The 17,279-nt window shown below is 70.0% G+C and carries 16 protein-coding genes; 11 read left to right on the plus strand and 5 right to left on the minus strand.

What is annotated here, in order from left to right; genetic code table 11:
• Positions 1-56: 56 nt before the first annotated feature.
• From OG206_RS15285 to OG206_RS15295, 3 genes are read right to left on the minus strand one after another with little or no spacing between them, the layout of a single operon-like run.
• Complete coding sequence (locus tag OG206_RS15285; RefSeq protein ID WP_327116327.1) at positions 57-617, minus strand: hypothetical protein; 561 nt, start codon at positions 615-617, stop codon at positions 57-59.
• Positions 614-2,356 (minus strand): alpha/beta hydrolase, encoded by a 1,743-nt coding sequence (locus tag OG206_RS15290; protein WP_327122283.1) that lies wholly within the window; start codon positions 2,354-2,356, stop codon positions 614-616. Before OG206_RS15290 ends, OG206_RS15285 begins: the two co-directional genes overlap by 4 nt.
• Before the next feature lie 47 nt (positions 2,357-2,403).
• On the minus strand, positions 2,404-2,781 hold the full coding sequence (locus tag OG206_RS15295) for a hypothetical protein (RefSeq protein WP_327116329.1): 378 nt from the start codon (positions 2,779-2,781) through the stop codon (positions 2,404-2,406).
• A gap of 205 nt (positions 2,782-2,986) precedes the next feature.
• On the opposite strand from OG206_RS15295, the gene OG206_RS15300 reads away from it, so the two are divergent.
• A complete protein-coding gene (locus OG206_RS15300) occupies positions 2,987-3,613 on the plus strand; it encodes a histidine phosphatase family protein (protein WP_327116331.1) in 627 nt (208 codons plus the stop codon).
• Positions 3,614-3,683: 70 nt separating this feature from the next.
• Here OG206_RS15300 and OG206_RS15305 read toward each other — a convergent pair whose 3' ends face one another.
• Positions 3,684-4,148: an ATP-binding protein gene (locus tag OG206_RS15305; protein WP_327116333.1), complete on the minus strand. Its 465-nt coding sequence runs from the start codon at positions 4,146-4,148 to the stop codon at positions 3,684-3,686.
• Between the two features lie 204 nt (positions 4,149-4,352).
• Here OG206_RS15305 and OG206_RS15310 point away from each other — a divergent pair, with 204 nt between their 5' ends.
• Both OG206_RS15310 and OG206_RS15315 read left to right on the plus strand, forming a co-directional pair.
• Positions 4,353-5,198 (plus strand): helix-turn-helix domain-containing protein, encoded by an 846-nt coding sequence (locus OG206_RS15310; protein WP_327116335.1) that lies wholly within the window; start codon positions 4,353-4,355, stop codon positions 5,196-5,198.
• A 145-nt stretch (positions 5,199-5,343) separates the two neighbouring features.
• Positions 5,344-7,917: a polysaccharide lyase family 8 super-sandwich domain-containing protein gene (locus tag OG206_RS15315; protein ID WP_327116337.1), complete on the plus strand. Its 2,574-nt coding sequence runs from the start codon at positions 5,344-5,346 to the stop codon at positions 7,915-7,917.
• A gap of 7 nt (positions 7,918-7,924) precedes the next feature.
• On the opposite strand, the gene OG206_RS15320 is transcribed toward OG206_RS15315, so the two are convergent.
• Positions 7,925-8,080, minus strand: a complete 156-nt coding sequence (locus OG206_RS15320; RefSeq protein WP_327116339.1) for a hypothetical protein — start codon at positions 8,078-8,080, stop codon at positions 7,925-7,927.
• An 87-nt stretch (positions 8,081-8,167) separates the two neighbouring features.
• Between OG206_RS15320 and OG206_RS15325 the strand changes: the two genes are divergently transcribed.
• The 8 genes from OG206_RS15325 to OG206_RS15360 all read left to right on the plus strand — a co-directional run bounded on the left by OG206_RS15325 (position 8,168) and on the right by OG206_RS15360 (position 17,237).
• On the plus strand, positions 8,168-9,067 hold the full coding sequence (locus OG206_RS15325; RefSeq protein WP_327116341.1) for an oxidoreductase: 900 nt from the start codon (positions 8,168-8,170) through the stop codon (positions 9,065-9,067).
• On the plus strand, positions 9,064-9,696 hold the full coding sequence (locus OG206_RS15330; protein ID WP_327116343.1) for a DUF402 domain-containing protein: 633 nt from the start codon (positions 9,064-9,066) through the stop codon (positions 9,694-9,696). Before OG206_RS15325 ends, OG206_RS15330 begins: the two co-directional genes overlap by 4 nt.
• Before the next feature lie 355 nt (positions 9,697-10,051).
• Complete coding sequence (locus OG206_RS15335; protein WP_327122284.1) at positions 10,052-10,360, plus strand: hypothetical protein; 309 nt, start codon at positions 10,052-10,054, stop codon at positions 10,358-10,360.
• A 183-nt stretch (positions 10,361-10,543) separates the two neighbouring features.
• Positions 10,544-11,413 (plus strand): hypothetical protein, encoded by an 870-nt coding sequence (locus OG206_RS15340; RefSeq protein WP_327116345.1) that lies wholly within the window; start codon positions 10,544-10,546, stop codon positions 11,411-11,413.
• Positions 11,403-12,731 (plus strand): hypothetical protein, encoded by a 1,329-nt coding sequence (locus OG206_RS15345; RefSeq protein ID WP_327116347.1) that lies wholly within the window; start codon positions 11,403-11,405, stop codon positions 12,729-12,731. The genes OG206_RS15340 and OG206_RS15345 overlap by 11 nt, the downstream gene beginning before the upstream one ends.
• Entirely contained in the window at positions 12,728-14,278 is a 1,551-nt protein-coding gene (locus tag OG206_RS15350; RefSeq protein ID WP_327116349.1) for an SCO6880 family protein, read from the plus strand. The genes OG206_RS15345 and OG206_RS15350 overlap by 4 nt, the downstream gene beginning before the upstream one ends.
• Positions 14,279-14,296: 18 nt before the next feature.
• Positions 14,297-15,715: an ATP-binding protein gene (locus OG206_RS15355; protein WP_327116351.1), complete on the plus strand. Its 1,419-nt coding sequence runs from the start codon at positions 14,297-14,299 to the stop codon at positions 15,713-15,715.
• Position 15,716: 1 nt separating this feature from the next.
• Positions 15,717-17,237, plus strand: coding sequence for a type IV secretory system conjugative DNA transfer family protein (locus OG206_RS15360; RefSeq protein WP_327116353.1), 1,521 nt, complete (start codon positions 15,717-15,719; stop codon positions 17,235-17,237).
• Positions 17,238-17,279: the final 42 nt, after the last annotated feature.

The following is a 17,279-nucleotide window of genomic DNA, read 5'->3' on the forward strand; positions in this document are numbered from 1 at the left end:
CTGGTGTGTACGGGTGGAAAGAGGCATGAGGGGGCGTCAGGGGCGGCTATCGGGGGTCAGGGGGCGCCGGCGGACCAGAAGGCCGAGCGGATGTTGGGGCGGGGGATGTGCTCCTGCCCCTCATAGGTGGGCGCGGTCGCCTCGGTGGTGGACTCGGCCACCTCGGACTCCTCCACGCAGGGGGTGTCCACCTCGAAGAACACCTGCCCTTCGCCTCCAACAATCAGGCTGACGCCGAACCCGTCTTTCGTCTGGGCGAAGATCGCCGGAACCTCGGGGTCGTTGTTGATGGACTTCATCCGGTAGCCACTCGCTCGCCAGGCACGATCCACGACCCCGAGGAAGCTGCCTCGACGCTCCGCAGAGACGATGGTCATGACCGCGCGCCTCCGGGTGACGTCACAGCTTCCGGTGGTGGTCGGCCCGTGAGTCCATCGAACCTCCGGGTCAATATGAACAAACAAATCGTCAAGAATTTCGTCGGCCCGAACCGCGGCTTCCTGCATATTCATTTCAGCTTTCCCGCTTCCGTCGAACAACACGGGCGCATTCGAACACCCAGCGGCCCCCACAGAAACAACAAGCGTCGCAACCAGGGCCACCCACATGCGATTCATCGATACTCCTGAGGTTTCACCCGTTCGGAACGACCAGCAGAAATCAGGGCAATATTGTTCGCAGATGCAGGGTCGCGAATCGGGTCAAAGTATTGTGAATGAGCCCCGATGGAAGGCCCGCTGGATCCGACGAAACCTGGCCCATCGTCAACGCGGAATCGCCGTGCCCCAAAGGACTCACTCGCCGGGTCTCTACCGAACCAGAGGTCATCATCCCCTTGGTCGGCAGCGTCCCCAGCCAACACGGCAAGCGGACCGAGTGGGCTTATAGCGATGCCAGCGACTGCCTGGCGCTTCGAAGGCATCATGGTCACGACGTCATTGTCCGCAGCACCGACAAACACATGCCCCGGCCCGACTCCAAGATCCTCAGCGCGATCAACTCCCACCCCAGGGCTCCCGACAAGGACAATGTCGTCAACCCCCTCAAGTCCGCCACCTTGCTGCGTGGCCGCACCGACCGTCCGCGAACCGTAAGAGTGCCCAATCGCTGTCAGGTGAGGATCACGGTGTTCGTTCGTCGCAGCCAGACCGGCCGTAAATTCCCCTAATCGCCTGCCACCCTCCTCTGCTCTACCCTCACCTGCGACCGCCAGGCTGCTCAGCCCGTCGATGGCTTGAGGGGCGTCATAACCTAGCCAAGCAATCGCCGCACTCGAAGGATCGTGGTACTGCGATCCAATCGCCGTGTCTCTGGCACGCTTGAGGTCCCCTTCGGCAAACCCCCTATCCAAGGACGTATTCAAACCCGGCACATAAGTCGAAACGTTCTTTGCCGTATCCGGATTGCCGAACGAAACAATGGCCCGCCCGTTCCCCTCGTCGCTGACGCCGAGCAGAAACATGGGCGGCTCTCCGGGCTTGCCCCCCGCCCCCAACTGCCGCTCGATCTCCCGCAGCCCCGCCAGCTGCGTGACCGACCGGTCGTCGTCGCGGCCCTCCAGCTTGCCGATCAGCAGCTGCAGGTTGTCCCGGTTGGCCGCGTCCCGGACCAGGGCCGGGATTCCGTCCAGGTTGCCGATCCGGTCCGGGTACACCGCGAGGTACTCCTCGCGCTGCTCCTGCGCCAGGCCCGCCCACCAGTCGCGCCGCTGGGCCGGTGTCGCATCGTGCGGAATGGTGTCCGCAAGGTACGCGCCCGCCGCATCCCTGACCGCGCCCGCGTCGCCCGCGGCGTCCTTCCAGGTGGAGTCGGGGACCTTCAGTCCTTCCTCCGCCTTCAGCCGGCGCAGGATCCCCGCGTACCGCCAGTCGATCTCGGCCGCCGCCCGCACCGCCCCCGTCACCCGGTCAGCGATGTCCTGTGCCTTCGCCGTATGGGGGTTCGGGGCCGCGAGTCCCGATGGCGGGGTCAGCGCCGGGGCTCCGTTCGAGGTGGCCGTGCCGCCCCGCAGGGGCCCGCCGTCGACCAGGCCCTCTCCTGCCGCCGGGTACGTCACGGACCCGTCCGCGTGCACGGTGAACTTCAGTGCCGCCGCGTCGTCCAGCGCCTGGGACAAGGCCCGCTGCTGCAGTCTAATCTCGTGGGCCAGGGAGTTCAGCGTCGTACGCAGGAGCCCGCACTCGGTGTAGACGTACCGGAAGTTCCGCCCGAGCTGTCGCAGCCGCGCGACCGCCGCCCGGGCCGCCTCGCCCTCCTGTGCGGCCCGGAGCCCGGTCAGTAGCTGCTGCTCGATGCGGTCGCGCGCGGCGTCGGCCCGGTTGCTGGACCTGCCCCATCCGTCGGCGGCGCCCTCCATCTCGGCGCACTTGAGGTCCCGTAACCGGGCCCAGGTCAGGGCCGGTGTCACCGGTCCTCACCTCCGCGAGGCACTTCCGGTGCGAAGGACGATCGGACGGCCTCGTTCGTGGCGCCCTGGGCCTGCGCGACGGATCGCAGCTTGCCCGCCAGGCTGCCGCACTCGCCCCGCGCCGCCTGGATCCGGCGCTCCCAGGACTCGCGTACCGCCGCCAGCTCCGCGAGGGCCGACAACTGGCCGGCGCCGTCCGTCAGCCCCTCGTGCGCGGTCGCCAGTTCGCTGTGCACCGGCCCCAGATGGCTTACGAGTTCGTCCGCTCCCCGGGCGGCTCGCAGCCACGGCCCGTCGCTGTGTTTCAGGACACCGCCGGGCTCGCCCTCACCCCTCGGCCCCGCCAGTTCGCTCAGACTCTCCACCGCAGCCATGCCGCTCCCCGCTTCCGGATCATGGAGCGGCACTGTGCCAAACCCGGCGTACCCGACACGCCGAGCGCTCCGACGCGGTGCGACCGGATCCCCGGCCCCGCAAGGACCGCTCAATATCGACATCACCCGAACGCGCGACCCGGAACCGGGCCCGGGGCTCACGCCGTCCCCCTCGGCGTCCGCATGACCGGCCGAAAGGGCACCCATGACCAGCGCTGCCACCCGTTACCTCTATGTCGCCCGGCACGGCGAGGCGTCCGCCGACGAGACCGAGCTGACGGAGAACGGCAGGCGTCAGGCGCTGCTGCTGGGCGAACGGCTCCGGGACGTGCCGTTCGCCGCCGTCCACCACGGCCCGCTGCCGCGCGCCGCGCAGACGGCCCGGCTGGTCCACGAGCGGCTCCGGGGTGACGTTCCTCTGCGGGTCGCGGAGCCGGCCGGGGACTACGTCCCGTACGTCCCTCGACGCGAGGAGCTTCCCGCGGAGTCGGCGGACCGCCTGCTCGCGTTCGTGGCACAGGTTCCGGAGGAGGAGCGCACCCGTGGCCCGGAGCTGGCCCGCGCCGCGCTGACGAGGTTCACCGGGTGTGCGGCGGGTGACGAGCCGCGCCACGAACTCGTCGTCACGCACGCGTTCCTGGCCGCCTGGCTGGTGTGCGACGCCCTCGACGCCCCCGCCTGGCGCTGGCTGGGGCTCAACCACTCCAACGCCGCGCTGACGGTGATCCGGTACACCCCCGGCAGGCCCGCCGCCCTGGTCATGGTCAACGACATGGGGCACCTCCCGGAGGAACTGCGCTGGACCGGATTCCCTCCGGAACTGCGCATATGAGCCGGTGGAGCGTCCGGCACGGGTCGAGGCGGGGGTCCCGACGCGCACCGCCGCCCGCCCGGGGGCGTCGTCACTCCGGCAGATCACCCCACCGGCAGTCCGGTTTCCCCGTGCACTCGACCCAGAGGACCTTGCCGCCCTGGCCCGGCAACCCGCCCCGGACCGGGTACGCACCCCAGTTGTCCGCGCACTGCCGTACGAGCCGCAGCCCGCGCCCCCGTTCCTCCAAGGCGCCGGGCTCGCGTGTCTCCCCGCCGCGGAACGGTGCCGGGATCTCCGGGTTGCTGTCCCACACCCCGACGCGGACCCGGTTCCTCCCCGCCCCGCGCAGGCGGAGCGAGTAGGGCCCGGTGGAATGCCGGTAGGCGTTGGTGACCAGTTCGCTCGCCAGCAGTTCGGCGGTCTCGACCAGATCCCCCATCCCGTGGACCACGAGCACGGTGCGCAGCGTCGCGCGCGCGATACCGGGCCCACGGGGATCCTGCGGAAGTTGGAGGGTGTACGCCCAGGGCGGCGATACGGTGGCGGGGGTCATGGAAGTCTCCGTTCGCGGAGCAGAGTGGGGATGTGCGTGTCGCATGACCCGGTGACGAGGCCGCTCCGTCGAGCGGGGTACTTCCGGGCAGGTGGCCTGAGTCCCACGGTAGCCAGGTTTGACTAATGAATTAGCCGAAAGGCGAGTAATGAGTGAACTTCCACTCGTGTGGGTGACGAGGCGTTCGGGGAGGCGAATCAACACGTGAGAACCCGCCCGACAGGTCGTCAACTCCGCCTCGGCAGCGAACTGCGCAAGCTCCGTGAACGCGCCGGTCTGACCGCGACGCAGGCCGGTGCACTCCTGGGCGTGAAGCAGAACCAGATCAGCAACATGGAAGCCGGACGGGTCGGCGTGAGCCCCGACCGGGTCCGGGCACTGGCCGACCACTACGCCTACGTGGACCAGGGGGTCATCAGGGCCCTGTGCAACATGACCGCCGACCGCACGCGCGGCTGGTGGGAGGAGTACCGGGAGATCCTGCCCTCACCCCTCCTCGACCTGGCCGAGATCGAACACCACGCCGTGCGCCTGCGTACGGCGGTCACCGTCCACATCCCCGGACTTCTCCAGACCCCCGAGCACGCCCGTGAGGTGCTCCGCCAGGACGTACCGGAGCTCTCGCCTCCCGAGATCGAGCACCGCGTCTCGTTCCGCATCAAACGACAGGCCGTCCTCTTCCGCGACCCGCCCACGACCCAACGGGTCGTCATCCACGAGGCAGCCCTGCGGATGCGGTTCGGCGGGCTCGACGTGGCCCGCCGGCAACTCGCGCACCTCCTGGAGATGAGCGAGCGCGAGCACGTCGCACTCCAGGTGATCCCGTTCTCCGCCGGCACCCTCGCCGGGTCGGGTCAGTCGATCTACTACGCCCACGGGCCGGTACCGCAGCTCGACAGCGTCAACCTGGACCAGGCACACGGCCCCGCCTTCCTCGACACGGAGGCACAGCTGGAGAAGTACCGCGTCCTGCTGAACCGGATCGAGGCCATCGCACTCCCACCCGATGCGTCCCGCGACTTCGTGAACGACGTCATCCGGAGTATGTGAGGAGCCGGAGCCCGTGAGGGTCCCGGAGTCCGTGAAGTGTCCGGGGCCCGTGAGGATTCCGGCCCCGCACTCCGCGCCATTGACAGCGCCGTGACCGCGTTGGTCGACTGGTGGGTACGCGCTTACCGGACCCTGGAGCGTACTGGTGGAGCTCTCGCGTCGTACCGCACTGTCCGCGATACCGGCGGCGGCACTGTGGGCCGTCTCGGCCCCGGCCCGGGCCGGGGCCACGCCCCCGCCCGGCTCCGCCACGACGGCCTCGGGAACCCCGACGGGCGACGCCGGGACGCTTCTGCGCAACACCGCCGCGATCTTCGCCGGCACGGCCGAGTCCAACGCACGCCCCGAAGTCGCCCCGAAGATCGCGTCCCTGCGGGCGACGGCGTACGCCCGGCTCGCGGCGATGGAGGCCGCCGGCCCGGACGAGCTCTTCGCGGGACTGCCCCTCGGCACCAGCGACACCGGTCTGAGCACGACGTACCAGTACCTCTACGAGACGGCCCTGGCCACCTGTCTCCCGGGCACCGACGACTCCGACCTGCGGGACAGCCCCACCGTGCGAAGGCGGGTCGTCGACGGACTGGCCCGGCTGCACGACGAGTACTTCGGCGACCGGACGAAGGGCTACTACGGCAACTGGTTCCACTGGGAGATCGGCATCCCGGGTCACGTGAGCAGGACCCTGGTTCTCCTGCGCGACGACATCGCGGTCCAGCGGCCGGACCTCGCCGCGACGTACACCGCCACCATGGACGCGTACCTCCGCAACGGCAAGGACGGCGACGTCGACCTCGACTCCCGCTTCCACACCGGCGCCAACCTCGCCGACATCACGACGAACCGGATGCTCCAGGGAGCCGTCCTCGGCGACGAGGCCCGCATCGGGAAGGCAGTCGCCGACCACCTGACCGTCTTCGCGACGATCGACCCCTACGACCTTCGGCACGGAGTCACCGACGGGTTCTACGCGGACGGTTCGTTCGTCCAGCACGCCTCGGTCGCGTACACCGGGTCCTACGGCAAGGGCCTGCTCACCCGCATCGTGCAGACCCTGAAAATCCTCGACGGAACCGGCTACGTGCCCGCGGACGACCTGGCCGGTGTCGTCCGGACCTGGGTGACCGACGGCTTCGCCCCCCTGGTCTTCGAGGGCTGGATGATGGAGATCGTCAAAGGACGCGCGGTCTCACGCCCCGGCACCGGCTATGCGGACGTCACCGCAGTCGTCGAAGCGGTCGTCGACCTCTCCGCCCACACGGCGGGCGACGGTGCGGCGGCGCTCGAAGGCTATGTCAAGCACGTCCGCGAGACGTCGAAGGCAGGCCTGGACCCCGTCTCCTTCGTCTCCCCCCTCAGCATCGCCCGCTACGCCGACATCCTGAATTCGGCGACGCCGGCGGAGGACCTCGGGCCCGCCGCCTCCCACGCGGCGTTCAACGCGATGGACCGGACCGTCCACCGCCGGCCCGGCTACGCCTTCGCGCTCGCGCGCAGCTCCGACCGCATCAGCACGTACGAGTACATGAACGGCGAGAACCTGATGCCCTGGTTCCAGGGCGCCGGCGCCCACTACCTCTACCTCTCCGGCGTGGACCAGCGGCAGGCGTACGGCCTCGACCACTTCACCGTCGTCCCGCCCCACCGCCTCGCCGGCGTCACCGCCCCCGTGGAGGTCCGCCGGACGGTCCCCGAGCTCTACGGCACCCTCTGGTACGACAACCCGGAGCGGGGCTTCACCGCGTCCTCCGAGGCACAGAACACGTACGTGTACTTCCCTCGCGGCACCGGGTCCTTCTCCGGCGGCGCCCGCCTCGGCGCCTACGGCGTGGCCGGACACGTCCAGTCCGACGACGCCGCGTACACCGCGCAGCAGGCCGGCGAACTCCCGGACGACTTCGTGGCGTACCGGGCAGCCCACGCCACCACCTCGTGGTTCATGTTCGACGACGAGATCGTCGTGCTCACCGCCGGCGTGACCGGCCGGTCGGGCCGCGCGGTGACCACCACCGTCGACACCCGCATCGCCGACCCCTCCTCCACCGTCACCCTCAGCGGCGCCCTCCACGACGGAACAGCCTGGCAGCGCACCGGCACCGCTCCTCCGGCCTGGCTGCGGTACGCCGACACCGGGCAGGGGACGGCGGTCGGATACGTCTTCCTGTCCGGCCCCGCCCCGACGGTCGCGCTCGACACGCTCACCCGCAGCCGGCGGCTCGTCCGCGTCGCCAACCCGGACACCGCGGTGACCAAGAAGGTCTTCACGCTGTCCTACGACCGGGCCGCGGCTGAACCTCCGGCTTCCATGGCCCACATCATCGTGCCGAACGCCTCCGAGACACAGCTGGCGTCCTACCGCCAGGGCCCGCCGGCCGTGCGGGCCAACACCGTCCGGCTGCAGGCCGTCGCCCATGCGGGCCTCGGCATCCTGGCCGCGAACGCCTTCTCGCCCGGCACACACCATGTGAGCGGGCTGTCCATCGACGGCCCCGCATCCGTGCTGCTGCGGCGTACCCCCGACGGCACCTGTGCGGTCTCGGTGTCCGACCCCACCACGACGCGGGGCACGGTGTCCGTCACTCTGCACGGCAGACCGCTGCGGACCCGCTCCGCCGACGCCGGGGTCCGGGTCCGCCATGTCCCCGGCGGCACCCGCCTCGACGTCACGACCGACCGCTCCTACGGCCGCAGCCTCACCGCCGAACTGGAGTACATGCCCTGACGCCCACTCACAGATCAGCGGCGGCCTGGCCGAGGCCGGGATCCCGCTCCACCACGTCGTGCCGCACACGGCCGACGACACCCTCGTCCACCGCATCATGACCGACACCGAGCCGGACAGCCGTCGTGCGGGCCAGCGGCGCCTCGACCACCTCCCCGCCCACCCGCGACGCGCTTCCCCGGCTTCGACGACCGAACGGGCCGTCACATGCCGCCGGGGCGGCGCAGACGGCCGATGACAGAATCCGACGATGACCTCATCGGTGGAAATGATCAACGCATCGTCGGCCGGCACCTGGCAGCTCGGGGATCTGACCGTCAACAGGGTCGGCTTCGGCTCGATGCGCCTCACCCAGGACGGCACGGCGTTCGCCGACGGAGTCCCCAGCGACCGGAAGCGCGCCCTCGGCGTCCTGCGCCGGGCCGTCGAGCTCGGCGTCAACCACATCGACACGGCCGCCTTCTACTTCTCGCCGCTACGGTCCGCCAACGAGCTCATCAACAGCGCGCTGGCCCCGTACTCCGACGACCTCGTCATCACCACCAAGGTCGGCCCGGGCCGCGACCCCTCGGGCGCCTGGCTCTGGGCCACGCCGGAACAGCTGCGCGGCCAGGTCGAGGAGAACCTGCGCCAGCTCGGCCGCGATCACCTCGACGTGGTCAACCTTCGCCTCGCCCCGAGTGCGGCCCACGCATCCGTCGCCGAGCACTTCGGCGCCCTGTCCGAGCTCCGCGACGCCGGCCTCGTCCGCCACCTGGGCCTCTCCAACACCTCACCGGAGCAGCTCGCCGAGGCACGGGCCATCGCCCCCGTCGTCTGCGTACAGAACGCGTACAGCATCGACTCCCCGGCCGATGATCACACCTTCCTGCGCCACTGCGGCGAGGAGGGCATCGCCTTCGTGCCGTTCTTCGCCATCGTCGGCAAGGGCCGCGAAGGCGGCGCCACCGGCACCGAGAGGGCCGAGGTGCACGCCGTCGCACGCACCCACGGCGTGACGCCGGCCCAGGTCAGGCTGGCCTGGACGCTCCACCAGGGACCGCACGTCCTGGCCATCCCCGGCACCGGCAACCCGGACCACCTCGCCGAGAACGTGGCCGCGGGCTCCCTGCGGCTCACCGCCGACGACCTGGCACTCCTCACCCCGTGACCGGCGGGATCCTCCGCTGGAACCTCTTCATCGGCGGCCACCTGAGCTCCTCCGTGCCCGTACGCCTCGTCGAACACACGGACGAAGGCCAGTTGCTGTGGCTGGAGACCGGTACCCCGATGTGGCTGACGGACCTGCCCGGCGGCGCCCACCTCCGGGACATCCCGCCGGAAGAGCGGCCCGCGGGCGGATACCCGCTGAAGGCCGGCCGATGGCCCATGGGCAGCGCGCTCATCCACCAGCCGACCGCAGGCGGACACGCGGTGTTCTGGTTCTTCGGGCGACGCAGGAGGTTCCGCGGCTGGTACGTGAACCTGGAGCACCGGAACCACCACGGCGAGGACATCGACGTCGCCGACCACGAACTGGACATCACCGTCAGCCGGTCCCACGCATGGCGATGGAAGGACGAGCGGTCGTTCGCCGAGAAGACCGGGCACCCCTCCTACTGGTCGCCGGACGAAGCCGCGGCGATACGCGCCGAGGGCGAACGCGTGGTGCGCCTCGCCGAGACGAGAACCTTCCCCTTCGACGGCTCCTGGTGCGACTTCAAGCCACCTTCGCACTGGACGATCCCGCCACGGCCGCAGCCGCCCGTACGAAGCGTTCTCGGACCTCCGGGCCCGTGAGGCCTTCCCCACCGCGCACCTGACGACGCGTCGGCCGGAAGCCACCGGCGCAGCCACGGCTCTCGAACAGCGCGTACGAACCCCTCGCGGCCCGTGAACGCATCGACCGCACCCGGAACCATGGCCACCGTCGTTGCTAGCGGTCACACCCCGTGATACACAGAGTAACCATGCATATGCGCGCAGATCCTGACACGAGCCGCAGGTCAGGGCGGCCAGGCCGGTCAAACGTGCGAGATCCGGGTAAAGAGACCCCGGAAGGCGTCGTGCGATGCCGGTTTCATCAGCGAAGATAGAGACCTACCCGCGCCGCACGGTGCGGGCTGCGAACTACCCAACAGGGGCGGTGACTTACATGATCCTGTCAGCGGAAAAGGGCGATATCACCACCATCATCGGGGGAATCGCCCCGAACTGGGGGCCGTTCGGGACCCTGGGCAATGAGGCACGCATCATGATCGAGGTGGTGATGGCAGTCGCCATCCTGCTCTGCCTCGGCATCGCGATCTGGGGAGCGGCAAAACAGCGCATCGGCGCGACGGCGCTGCGCGACACCTTCAGCGCGGAGCAGGGCAAGGGCCTCATCGTGGCGGGCCTGACCGGCGTCTTCATCATCGGCTCGCTCGGCACGCTGTTCACCATCGTGTACGGGATGGCTGTCTGACCTAACGTCAGAGCACCATCCCGGCCGTGGCCTCCCAGCCCCACCCACACCATCCGTCCGTCGTGCCCACCGGCAGAGGTTGCGTCCCCTGATGTCGAGTCACCACACCGCGCCCACGCGGAAACCAGCAGCGCTACCGTCGTACTACGCGGAACTGCAGACGGCTGAGGGGGCGTACGCGGCATGAGCCAGGGCGACGAGCGCGGTTACGGCGGCAGCGAGCCGGGGGGCCGCTCGGACGACGCGTACAGCACCCTCGGCGGGACGCGGCAGACCCGCACCCGCATGCACAGAAGCGGCGAGGACCCCGACGGATACGGCCGGCGACCCACCCGGAACTCGCGCTCCCTGGTCATGATCGTGGGCGTCGTGGTGCTGCTGATCGCGGCGATCGCGTTCGCGAACCAGGGCGGGGGCGACAACGGGGGAACCGGCAAGGCGAAGAAGCCGGACGCCGCCGGCGTGGGCCCCACGACGGCGACGGGCACCAAGCCGGTCCAGGGCAAGAACGGCACCATCGCCTACGGCTTCGCGCACGACGAGCAGGGGGCGCAGAGCGCTGCGGCGAACTATGCGGTGGCGTTGGTCTCGGCCGACATCCTCAAGCCTGACCGTCGTGCTCAGATCGTCCAGCAGATCTTCATCGCTGAGCGCGCCGGCGAACTGGACGCCAAGTTCAACCAGGCGTATGACCAGAGCTTTCTGGACAAGATCGGCCTCGATGCCGACGGCAACGCCGCTCCCGGCCTCACATACGTCTCCCGAACCGCTCCGCTCGGTACGAAGACGGTTGCCTACTCGGATGCAACCACCACTATCGAGGTTTGGTGCACAGGCGTCTTCGGCACAGCTGGCATCGGCTCGACCAATCCAGTGAGCAACGACTGGTTCACCATGTCGCTGAAGCTCCAGTGGACAGGCGACGACTGGAAAGTCGACAGTTTCGCCCAGAAGGACGGGCCAGCCCCGGTGAATACCGACCGCACGGCTTCCAACGCTGACGAGATCGCCAGAGCGGTCGAGGAGTACGGAGGGTTCACGTATGCCCGCTAGTCCGCGTCCGATCCTGCGCGTCGGAGCCTGTCTGGCTGCGGTCCAGGCCTCCGTAATACTCCTTGCTGCCCGCGCTGTCGCCGCACCATCGCCGACACCCAGCCCTTCCGCGAAGGACGACTGCGACCTCATCGTCGGCCCTGCCAAGGACTACTGCGAGGGCGGAAGCGGCACCCCCAGCCGCACACCCGCCGTCACCGACGACGCCCTCGACCCCCTCTCCTCCCTCGCCCGCGGCTGCGCCGACGCCGCCGCCTACCTCGTCGGCAAGCTCAGCGAGGCCGTGGAGAGCACGGCGACCGTCGACTTCACCAACTCCACCTTCCGCACCCAGTACGCCGTGGTCTTCGCGGCCTCCACCATCCTCACCCTGGTCCTGTGGCTGTTCGCCGTGGCCAAGCGCGCCATCAGGGGCGTGCCGTTCACGACCGCGATCTCCGAAGCCGTCGGCTTCCTCTGGCTCACGGTCCTGGCCTCGGCCTTCACCCCGCTCATCCTGTACGTGGTGGTCTCGGCCACCGACGGTGTCACCGAGGTGATCTCGACCGCGACGGGCGGGCAGACCGACGTCTTCTTCGGGTCGTTCGCCGAGGCGCTCAAGAAGGGCAAGGACATCGGCGGCGGGCCGATCATGCTGATCGTCGTCTCCCTGGTCTCGATCCTCGCCGCCGGCATCCTGTGGCTGGAGCTCGTCATCCGGGCCGCCCTGCTCTACGTGGGCGCGCTGCTCGGCGTCGTCGTGTACTCCGGGCTCGTCGACAAGAACATGTGGGGCCACGTCCGCCGCTGGGCCGGCATCATGATCGCGGTGATCATGGTGAAGCCGGTCATCGTCATCGTGCTCGGGCTCGCCGGGGCGCTCTCGGCCGACGACGGACCCAACGCGTTCTCGGCCGTCGTGTCCGGGCTCGCGATCATCCTGCTGGCCATCTTCGCCTCCGCCATGATCTACCGCTTCGTGCCCGGCTTCGGCGACGAGATCCAGGGCGCCCGTACCAACCGCAAGCAGGCCACCGACGGCTCGCAGGCCGCCGCCCTCATCAGCTCCCCCGCCGCGCTCGTCTCGCAGGGCATCAAGACCCACAGCGGCCGGAGCGGCGGCGGCGAAGGCGGGAGCGGAGGCGGCGCGCGCCCGGCCAACCCGGTCAGCGGCGGTGTCGCCGCCCACAGCTCCCGCAACCAGGGAGGCGGAGGCGCCGCACCGTCGCCCCGCAGCGGCTCCGGACCCACCTCCGGCACACCCCACGGCAGCCGCTCCCCGCGAGGGGGCGGTTCAGGCAGCACAGGTAGCACGAGCACAGGAGGTGGAGGGCGTTGACGATCCAGTCCCACACGATCGCGCCCCGCCGCACGTATCTCATCGGCCGGGCCCGGCCGAACGCGATCGTCGGCAAGAACCGCGAGACGGGCGAGATCGCGCTGATCATCGCCGGGGCGTTCCTCGGCATGATGAGCGGCCTCCTCGTCCCGGCGCTCTCCCTGCGCATCGTGTCCCTCGTGGGCTTTCCCATGCTGGCCCTGGCCGTCGTGTACGTCCCCTACAAGGGCCGCACCTTCTACAAGTGGTTCGAGATCAACCGCAGCTTCAAGCGCACCCTGCGCCGCGGTACGGCCTACCGTTCCTCCGCCATGGAGGCGGGCGTGAGGACCGACGGGCGCGAGGTCGAGATCGGGCCGCCGCCCGGCATCGGCAGGATCAGCTGGCTCGCCGCACCGTTCGGGCCCGACGAGATCGCCGTGCTGCTGCACGCGGACCGCCGTACCGTCACCGCGGCCATCGAGATCGAGGGCCCGGGCGTCGGACTCCGCGACAGCGAGGACCAGGAGGCCCTGGTCGACCGCTTCGGCACCCTGCTCAAGCACGTGGCCAACGGCGACGGTTTCGTGACGCGCCTCCAGATGCTCGCCCGCACCCTCCCCGCCGACCCCGACGCCCACGCGAAGGACGTCGCCCAGCGCGGTGACAGAACCGCACCCGGCTGGCTGCAGGACTCCTACGACCAGCTCCAGTCGATGGTCTCCACCTCCAGCGAGCAGCACCGCGCCTACCTCGTGGCCTGCATGCACTACAGCCGCGACCTGGCCGCCGAGGCCAACGCCATGGCCCGCGCCATCCGCCCCCAGGGCGGCCGCAAGGTGGACCGCGACGCCGGGCTCGCCGTCGTCATGGCACGCGAGCTGACCGACATCTGCGCCCGGCTCGCCGAGGCGGACATCCGGGTACGCCAGCCGCTCGGGCAGAGCCGTCTGGCCTCCCTCGTCCACTCGATGTACGACCCGGACCACCCCATCGACCACATCCAGGCCATGACCAAGCGCAATGCCTGGCCTGCCGAACTCGACGCGGTCGAGCCGACGTTCCTGCAGGCCAAGACCCGCGAGTCCACCACCCGCGCCCCCTGGTGCCATGCCACGGCCTGGGTGAAGGAATGGCCCATGACCCCGGTCGGCGTGAACTTCCTGGCACCCCTCCTCGTCCACACACCCGACGTGATCCGCACGGTCGCCGTCTGCATGGACCTCGAACCCACCGAGATCGCCATCGAGCGGATGCTGACCGAGAAGACCAACGACGACGCCGAGGCGAGCCGCCAGGCCAAGATGAACCGCACGGTCGACCCGCGCGACATCGCCGCCCACGGCCGGCTCGACCAGCGGGGTGAAGATCTGGCGAGCGGCGCGGCCGGGGTGAACCTCGTGGGGTACATCACCGTGTCGTCCCGGTCCCCCGAAGCCCTCGCCCGCGACAAGCGGACGATCCGGGCCTCGGCCGGCAAGTCGTATCTGAAGCTGGAGTGGTGCGACCGGGAGCACCACCGCGCCTTCGTGAACACCTTGCCGTTCGCCACCGGTATCCGTCGCTAACGAAAGGGCAGTCACGCCATGCGAGATCCGCTGTCCGCGTTGTCGGATGCCTTCACCGGCTTCCTCTTCGGGAAGGTGGAGACGACCCGCCTGCCGGTGCGCACGTCCACCGGTCAGGCCCAGGCCGTCTACCTGCCGACCGCCGCGCCCGGCCTCGGCGACTCCGGCGTGATCATCGGGCGTGAGGTGTATTCGGGCAAGGGCTACATCTACGACCCGTTCCAGCTGTACGGACAGCAGCTCCCCGCCCCGCACTGGCTGGTCCTCGGCGAGTCGGGCAACGGCAAGTCCGCGCTGGAGAAGACCTACGTCCTGCGTCAGCTCCGCTTCCGCGACCGCCAGGTCGTCGTCCTGGACGCCCAGGGCGAGGACGGCGTCGGCGAATGGAACCTGATCGCCGAGGAACTGGGCATCACGCCCATCCGGCTGGACCCGGCGGCGGCACTGAACGACGGGATCAGGCTCAATCCGCTCGACCCCTCGATCACCACGACGGGCCAGCTCGCCCTGCTGCGCACGATCATCGAGGTCGCCATGGGCCATGGCCTCGACGAGCGCTCGGGTTTCGCGCTCAAGGTCGCCCACGCGTACGTCAGCGACACCATCACCGCCCGCCAGCCCGTGCTGATGGACATCGTGGAGCAGCTGCGCCACCCGAAGCCCGAGTCCGCCGAGGCGATGAACGTCGACATAGACGACGTACGGGCGTGGGGCCTGGACGTCGCCCTCGTCCTGGACCGCCTCGTCGACGGTGACCTGAGGGGCATGTTCGACGGCCCGACCACGATCGGCATCGACCTCGACGCGCCCCTGATCGTCTTCGACCTCTCGCACATCGACCGCAACTCCATCGCGATGCCGATCCTCATGGCGATCGTCGGCGTCTGGCTGGAGCACACCTGGATCAGGCCCGACCGGAAGAAGCGCATCTTCCTCGTCGAAGAGGCCTGGCACATCATCAACTCCCCCTTCGTCGCCCAGCTCTTCCAGCGCCTGCTGAAGTTCGGACGCCGTCTCGGGCTGTCCTTCGTGGCGGTCGTCCACCACCTCAGTGACGTCGTCGACGGAGCCGCGGCGAAGGAAGCCGCCGCCATCCTGAAGATGGCGTCCACCCGGACCATCTACGCCCAGAAGGCCGACGAGGCCAGAGCGACGGGCAAGGTCATCGGCCTGCCCAGATGGGCCGTGGAGATCATCCCGACGCTGACACCCGGCATCGCCGTATGGGACGTCAACGGCAACGTCCAGGTCGTCAAGCACCTGATCACGGAGGCGGAACGCCCCCTGGTCTTCACCGACAGGGCCATGACCGAAGGGTCCACGTCGGACCTGCTCCCCGAGGACGTGCGAGCCGCGGAGCTGGAGGCGGAGCAGCGGGCGGCCCACATCGAGTACCAGCAACGGGTCAACGAGTCCTCCGAGTCAACGGTGGCATGACATGGCACGCCAGGCACCATCCGGCACGGGGCGCGGTGAACAGCAGGGCGGTATCCCGGACGGCCTGCTGGTCGGCCTCCTGGCCTTCCTCTTCGGGCTGACGGTCCTGGCATGGACGGCCACCGGGCTCGCCGGGCTGTTCACCCACGGCGCCTGGCCGCATGCCGTCACCTTCACACGCACACCGCTCGCCCTGCGGGCCCTGGCCGTGCGGCCCACGGACCTGCCGGGGGCGTGGCCCGACACCCCGGCCGGTGAACTGTCCGGACACGGCCTGTTCTGGGGCCTGTTCATCGGCGAGGTGATGGTTCTGCTCGTCCTGACCGTGTTCGCGGCGGGTGTGGTCACCCGCTGGCGCATGGTCAGGAAGCGGCGGGCCACCTACCCGGAGGCATACGCACCCGCCCCGGAGACCACCCACCAGGAGCCCGCACCGGACGCCGTACACCGGCAACCGGCGGCCCAGGAGCACGGTCAGGCCGGCACGCGCTCCCCGGGCCCCCCGGCCCCGGCGCCACTGCCCGCCGCCGCGTCTCCTGCCGTGGCGTATGCACCGGAACCGACGGCACCCGCCTTCCCCACGCCTCGTACTCCTCACGTCATGTACGGCGTGTCCGCGACCCGCCGCCCCACGGTCGTCCAGGCCATCAGGGACGCGGACGGGCCCGCACTGGTCGTGACCTCGGATCCCACCGTCTGGGCCGAGACGAAGGACGCCCGGAGCAAGCTCGGCCCCGTCCTCGTCTACGACCCGGGCCACCTCTGCGACACCCCCGCCAGGCTCCACTGGTCGCCCACCGCCGGATGTGAGGACCCCGCCGTGGCGGCCGCACGCGCCACCGCGCTGCTCACCCCCGTACGCCCCTCGGCCAAGGCTGACGCTGCCGTCGCCGACACGGCCGGAACCCTCCTCCAGTGCTGGCTGCACGCCGCCGCGGTGGACGGCCGCCCCTTCCGCCAGGTCCACCGCTGGGCGTCCGGCGCCGGCGGCCACGAACCGGTGCGTCTGCTCCGTACCCACCCGAAGGCGGCTTCCGGGCTCGCCGGGCTGCTGGAGTCCGCGCTCACCGCCCATCCCGAACGCCGCGAGATGGCGCAGGAACTGACCGTACGGGCCTTCGCCGCCCTCTCGTCCGTCCACATCCGCGAGGCCTGCACACCCAATCGAGCCGATGCGCTCACACTGGAATCTTTTGCACGCGAACTGGGAACGCTCTATGTGGTCGGTGAACCCATCGAGGATCCCCGCCACCACCCCGGTGCGATGCCCCTGCTCACCGCACTCGCCTCGCACGTGGTCGAGCACGGCCGCCGCATGGCCGCACGGTCAACCGACGGTCGGCTCGACCCACCAATGACACTCGTCCTCGACGACGTCGCCGCCGTCGCTCCGTTGCCCCAGCTTCCGGAGCTCCTGGCAGCCGGTCAGGACCGAGGAATGCCCACGCTGGTCCTGCTCCGCTCCCGCGAGCAGGCCCGGGCCCGCTGGCAGGAGGAGCTGCCCGCTCCGGGAACACGCTGACCGGGACACTGCCCGCCGCTCCGTCCCAGGACCGCGTGCACG

Origin of the sequence: Streptomyces sp. NBC_01341, from assembly GCF_035946055.1 — a bacterium.
GTDB lineage: Bacteria > Actinomycetota > Actinomycetes > Streptomycetales > Streptomycetaceae > Streptomyces.

Excerpts from the sequence above, each read along its gene's own strand:
- OG206_RS15300 (WP_327116331.1), top strand. The coding sequence starts at position 2,987 with ATGACCAGCGCTGCCACCCGTTACCTCTATGTCGCCCGGCACGGCGAG.
- OG206_RS15355 (WP_327116351.1), top strand. The coding sequence starts at position 14,297 with ATGCGAGATCCGCTGTCCGCGTTGTCGGATGCCTTCACCGGCTTCCTC.
- OG206_RS15305 (WP_327116333.1), bottom strand. The coding sequence starts at position 4,148 with ATGACCCCCGCCACCGTATCGCCGCCCTGGGCGTACACCCTCCAACTT.
- OG206_RS15345 (WP_327116347.1), top strand. The coding sequence starts at position 11,403 with ATGCCCGCTAGTCCGCGTCCGATCCTGCGCGTCGGAGCCTGTCTGGCT.
- OG206_RS15285 (WP_327116327.1), bottom strand. The coding sequence starts at position 617 with ATGAATCGCATGTGGGTGGCCCTGGTTGCGACGCTTGTTGTTTCTGTG.
- OG206_RS15295 (WP_327116329.1), bottom strand. The coding sequence starts at position 2,781 with ATGGCTGCGGTGGAGAGTCTGAGCGAACTGGCGGGGCCGAGGGGTGAG.
- OG206_RS15290 (WP_327122283.1), bottom strand. The coding sequence starts at position 2,356 with ATGGAGGGCGCCGCCGACGGATGGGGCAGGTCCAGCAACCGGGCCGAC.
- OG206_RS15325 (WP_327116341.1), top strand. The coding sequence starts at position 8,168 with ATGACCTCATCGGTGGAAATGATCAACGCATCGTCGGCCGGCACCTGG.
- OG206_RS15335 (WP_327122284.1), top strand. The coding sequence starts at position 10,052 with ATGATCCTGTCAGCGGAAAAGGGCGATATCACCACCATCATCGGGGGA.
- OG206_RS15340 (WP_327116345.1), top strand. The coding sequence starts at position 10,544 with ATGAGCCAGGGCGACGAGCGCGGTTACGGCGGCAGCGAGCCGGGGGGC.
- OG206_RS15360 (WP_327116353.1), top strand. The coding sequence starts at position 15,717 with ATGGCACGCCAGGCACCATCCGGCACGGGGCGCGGTGAACAGCAGGGC.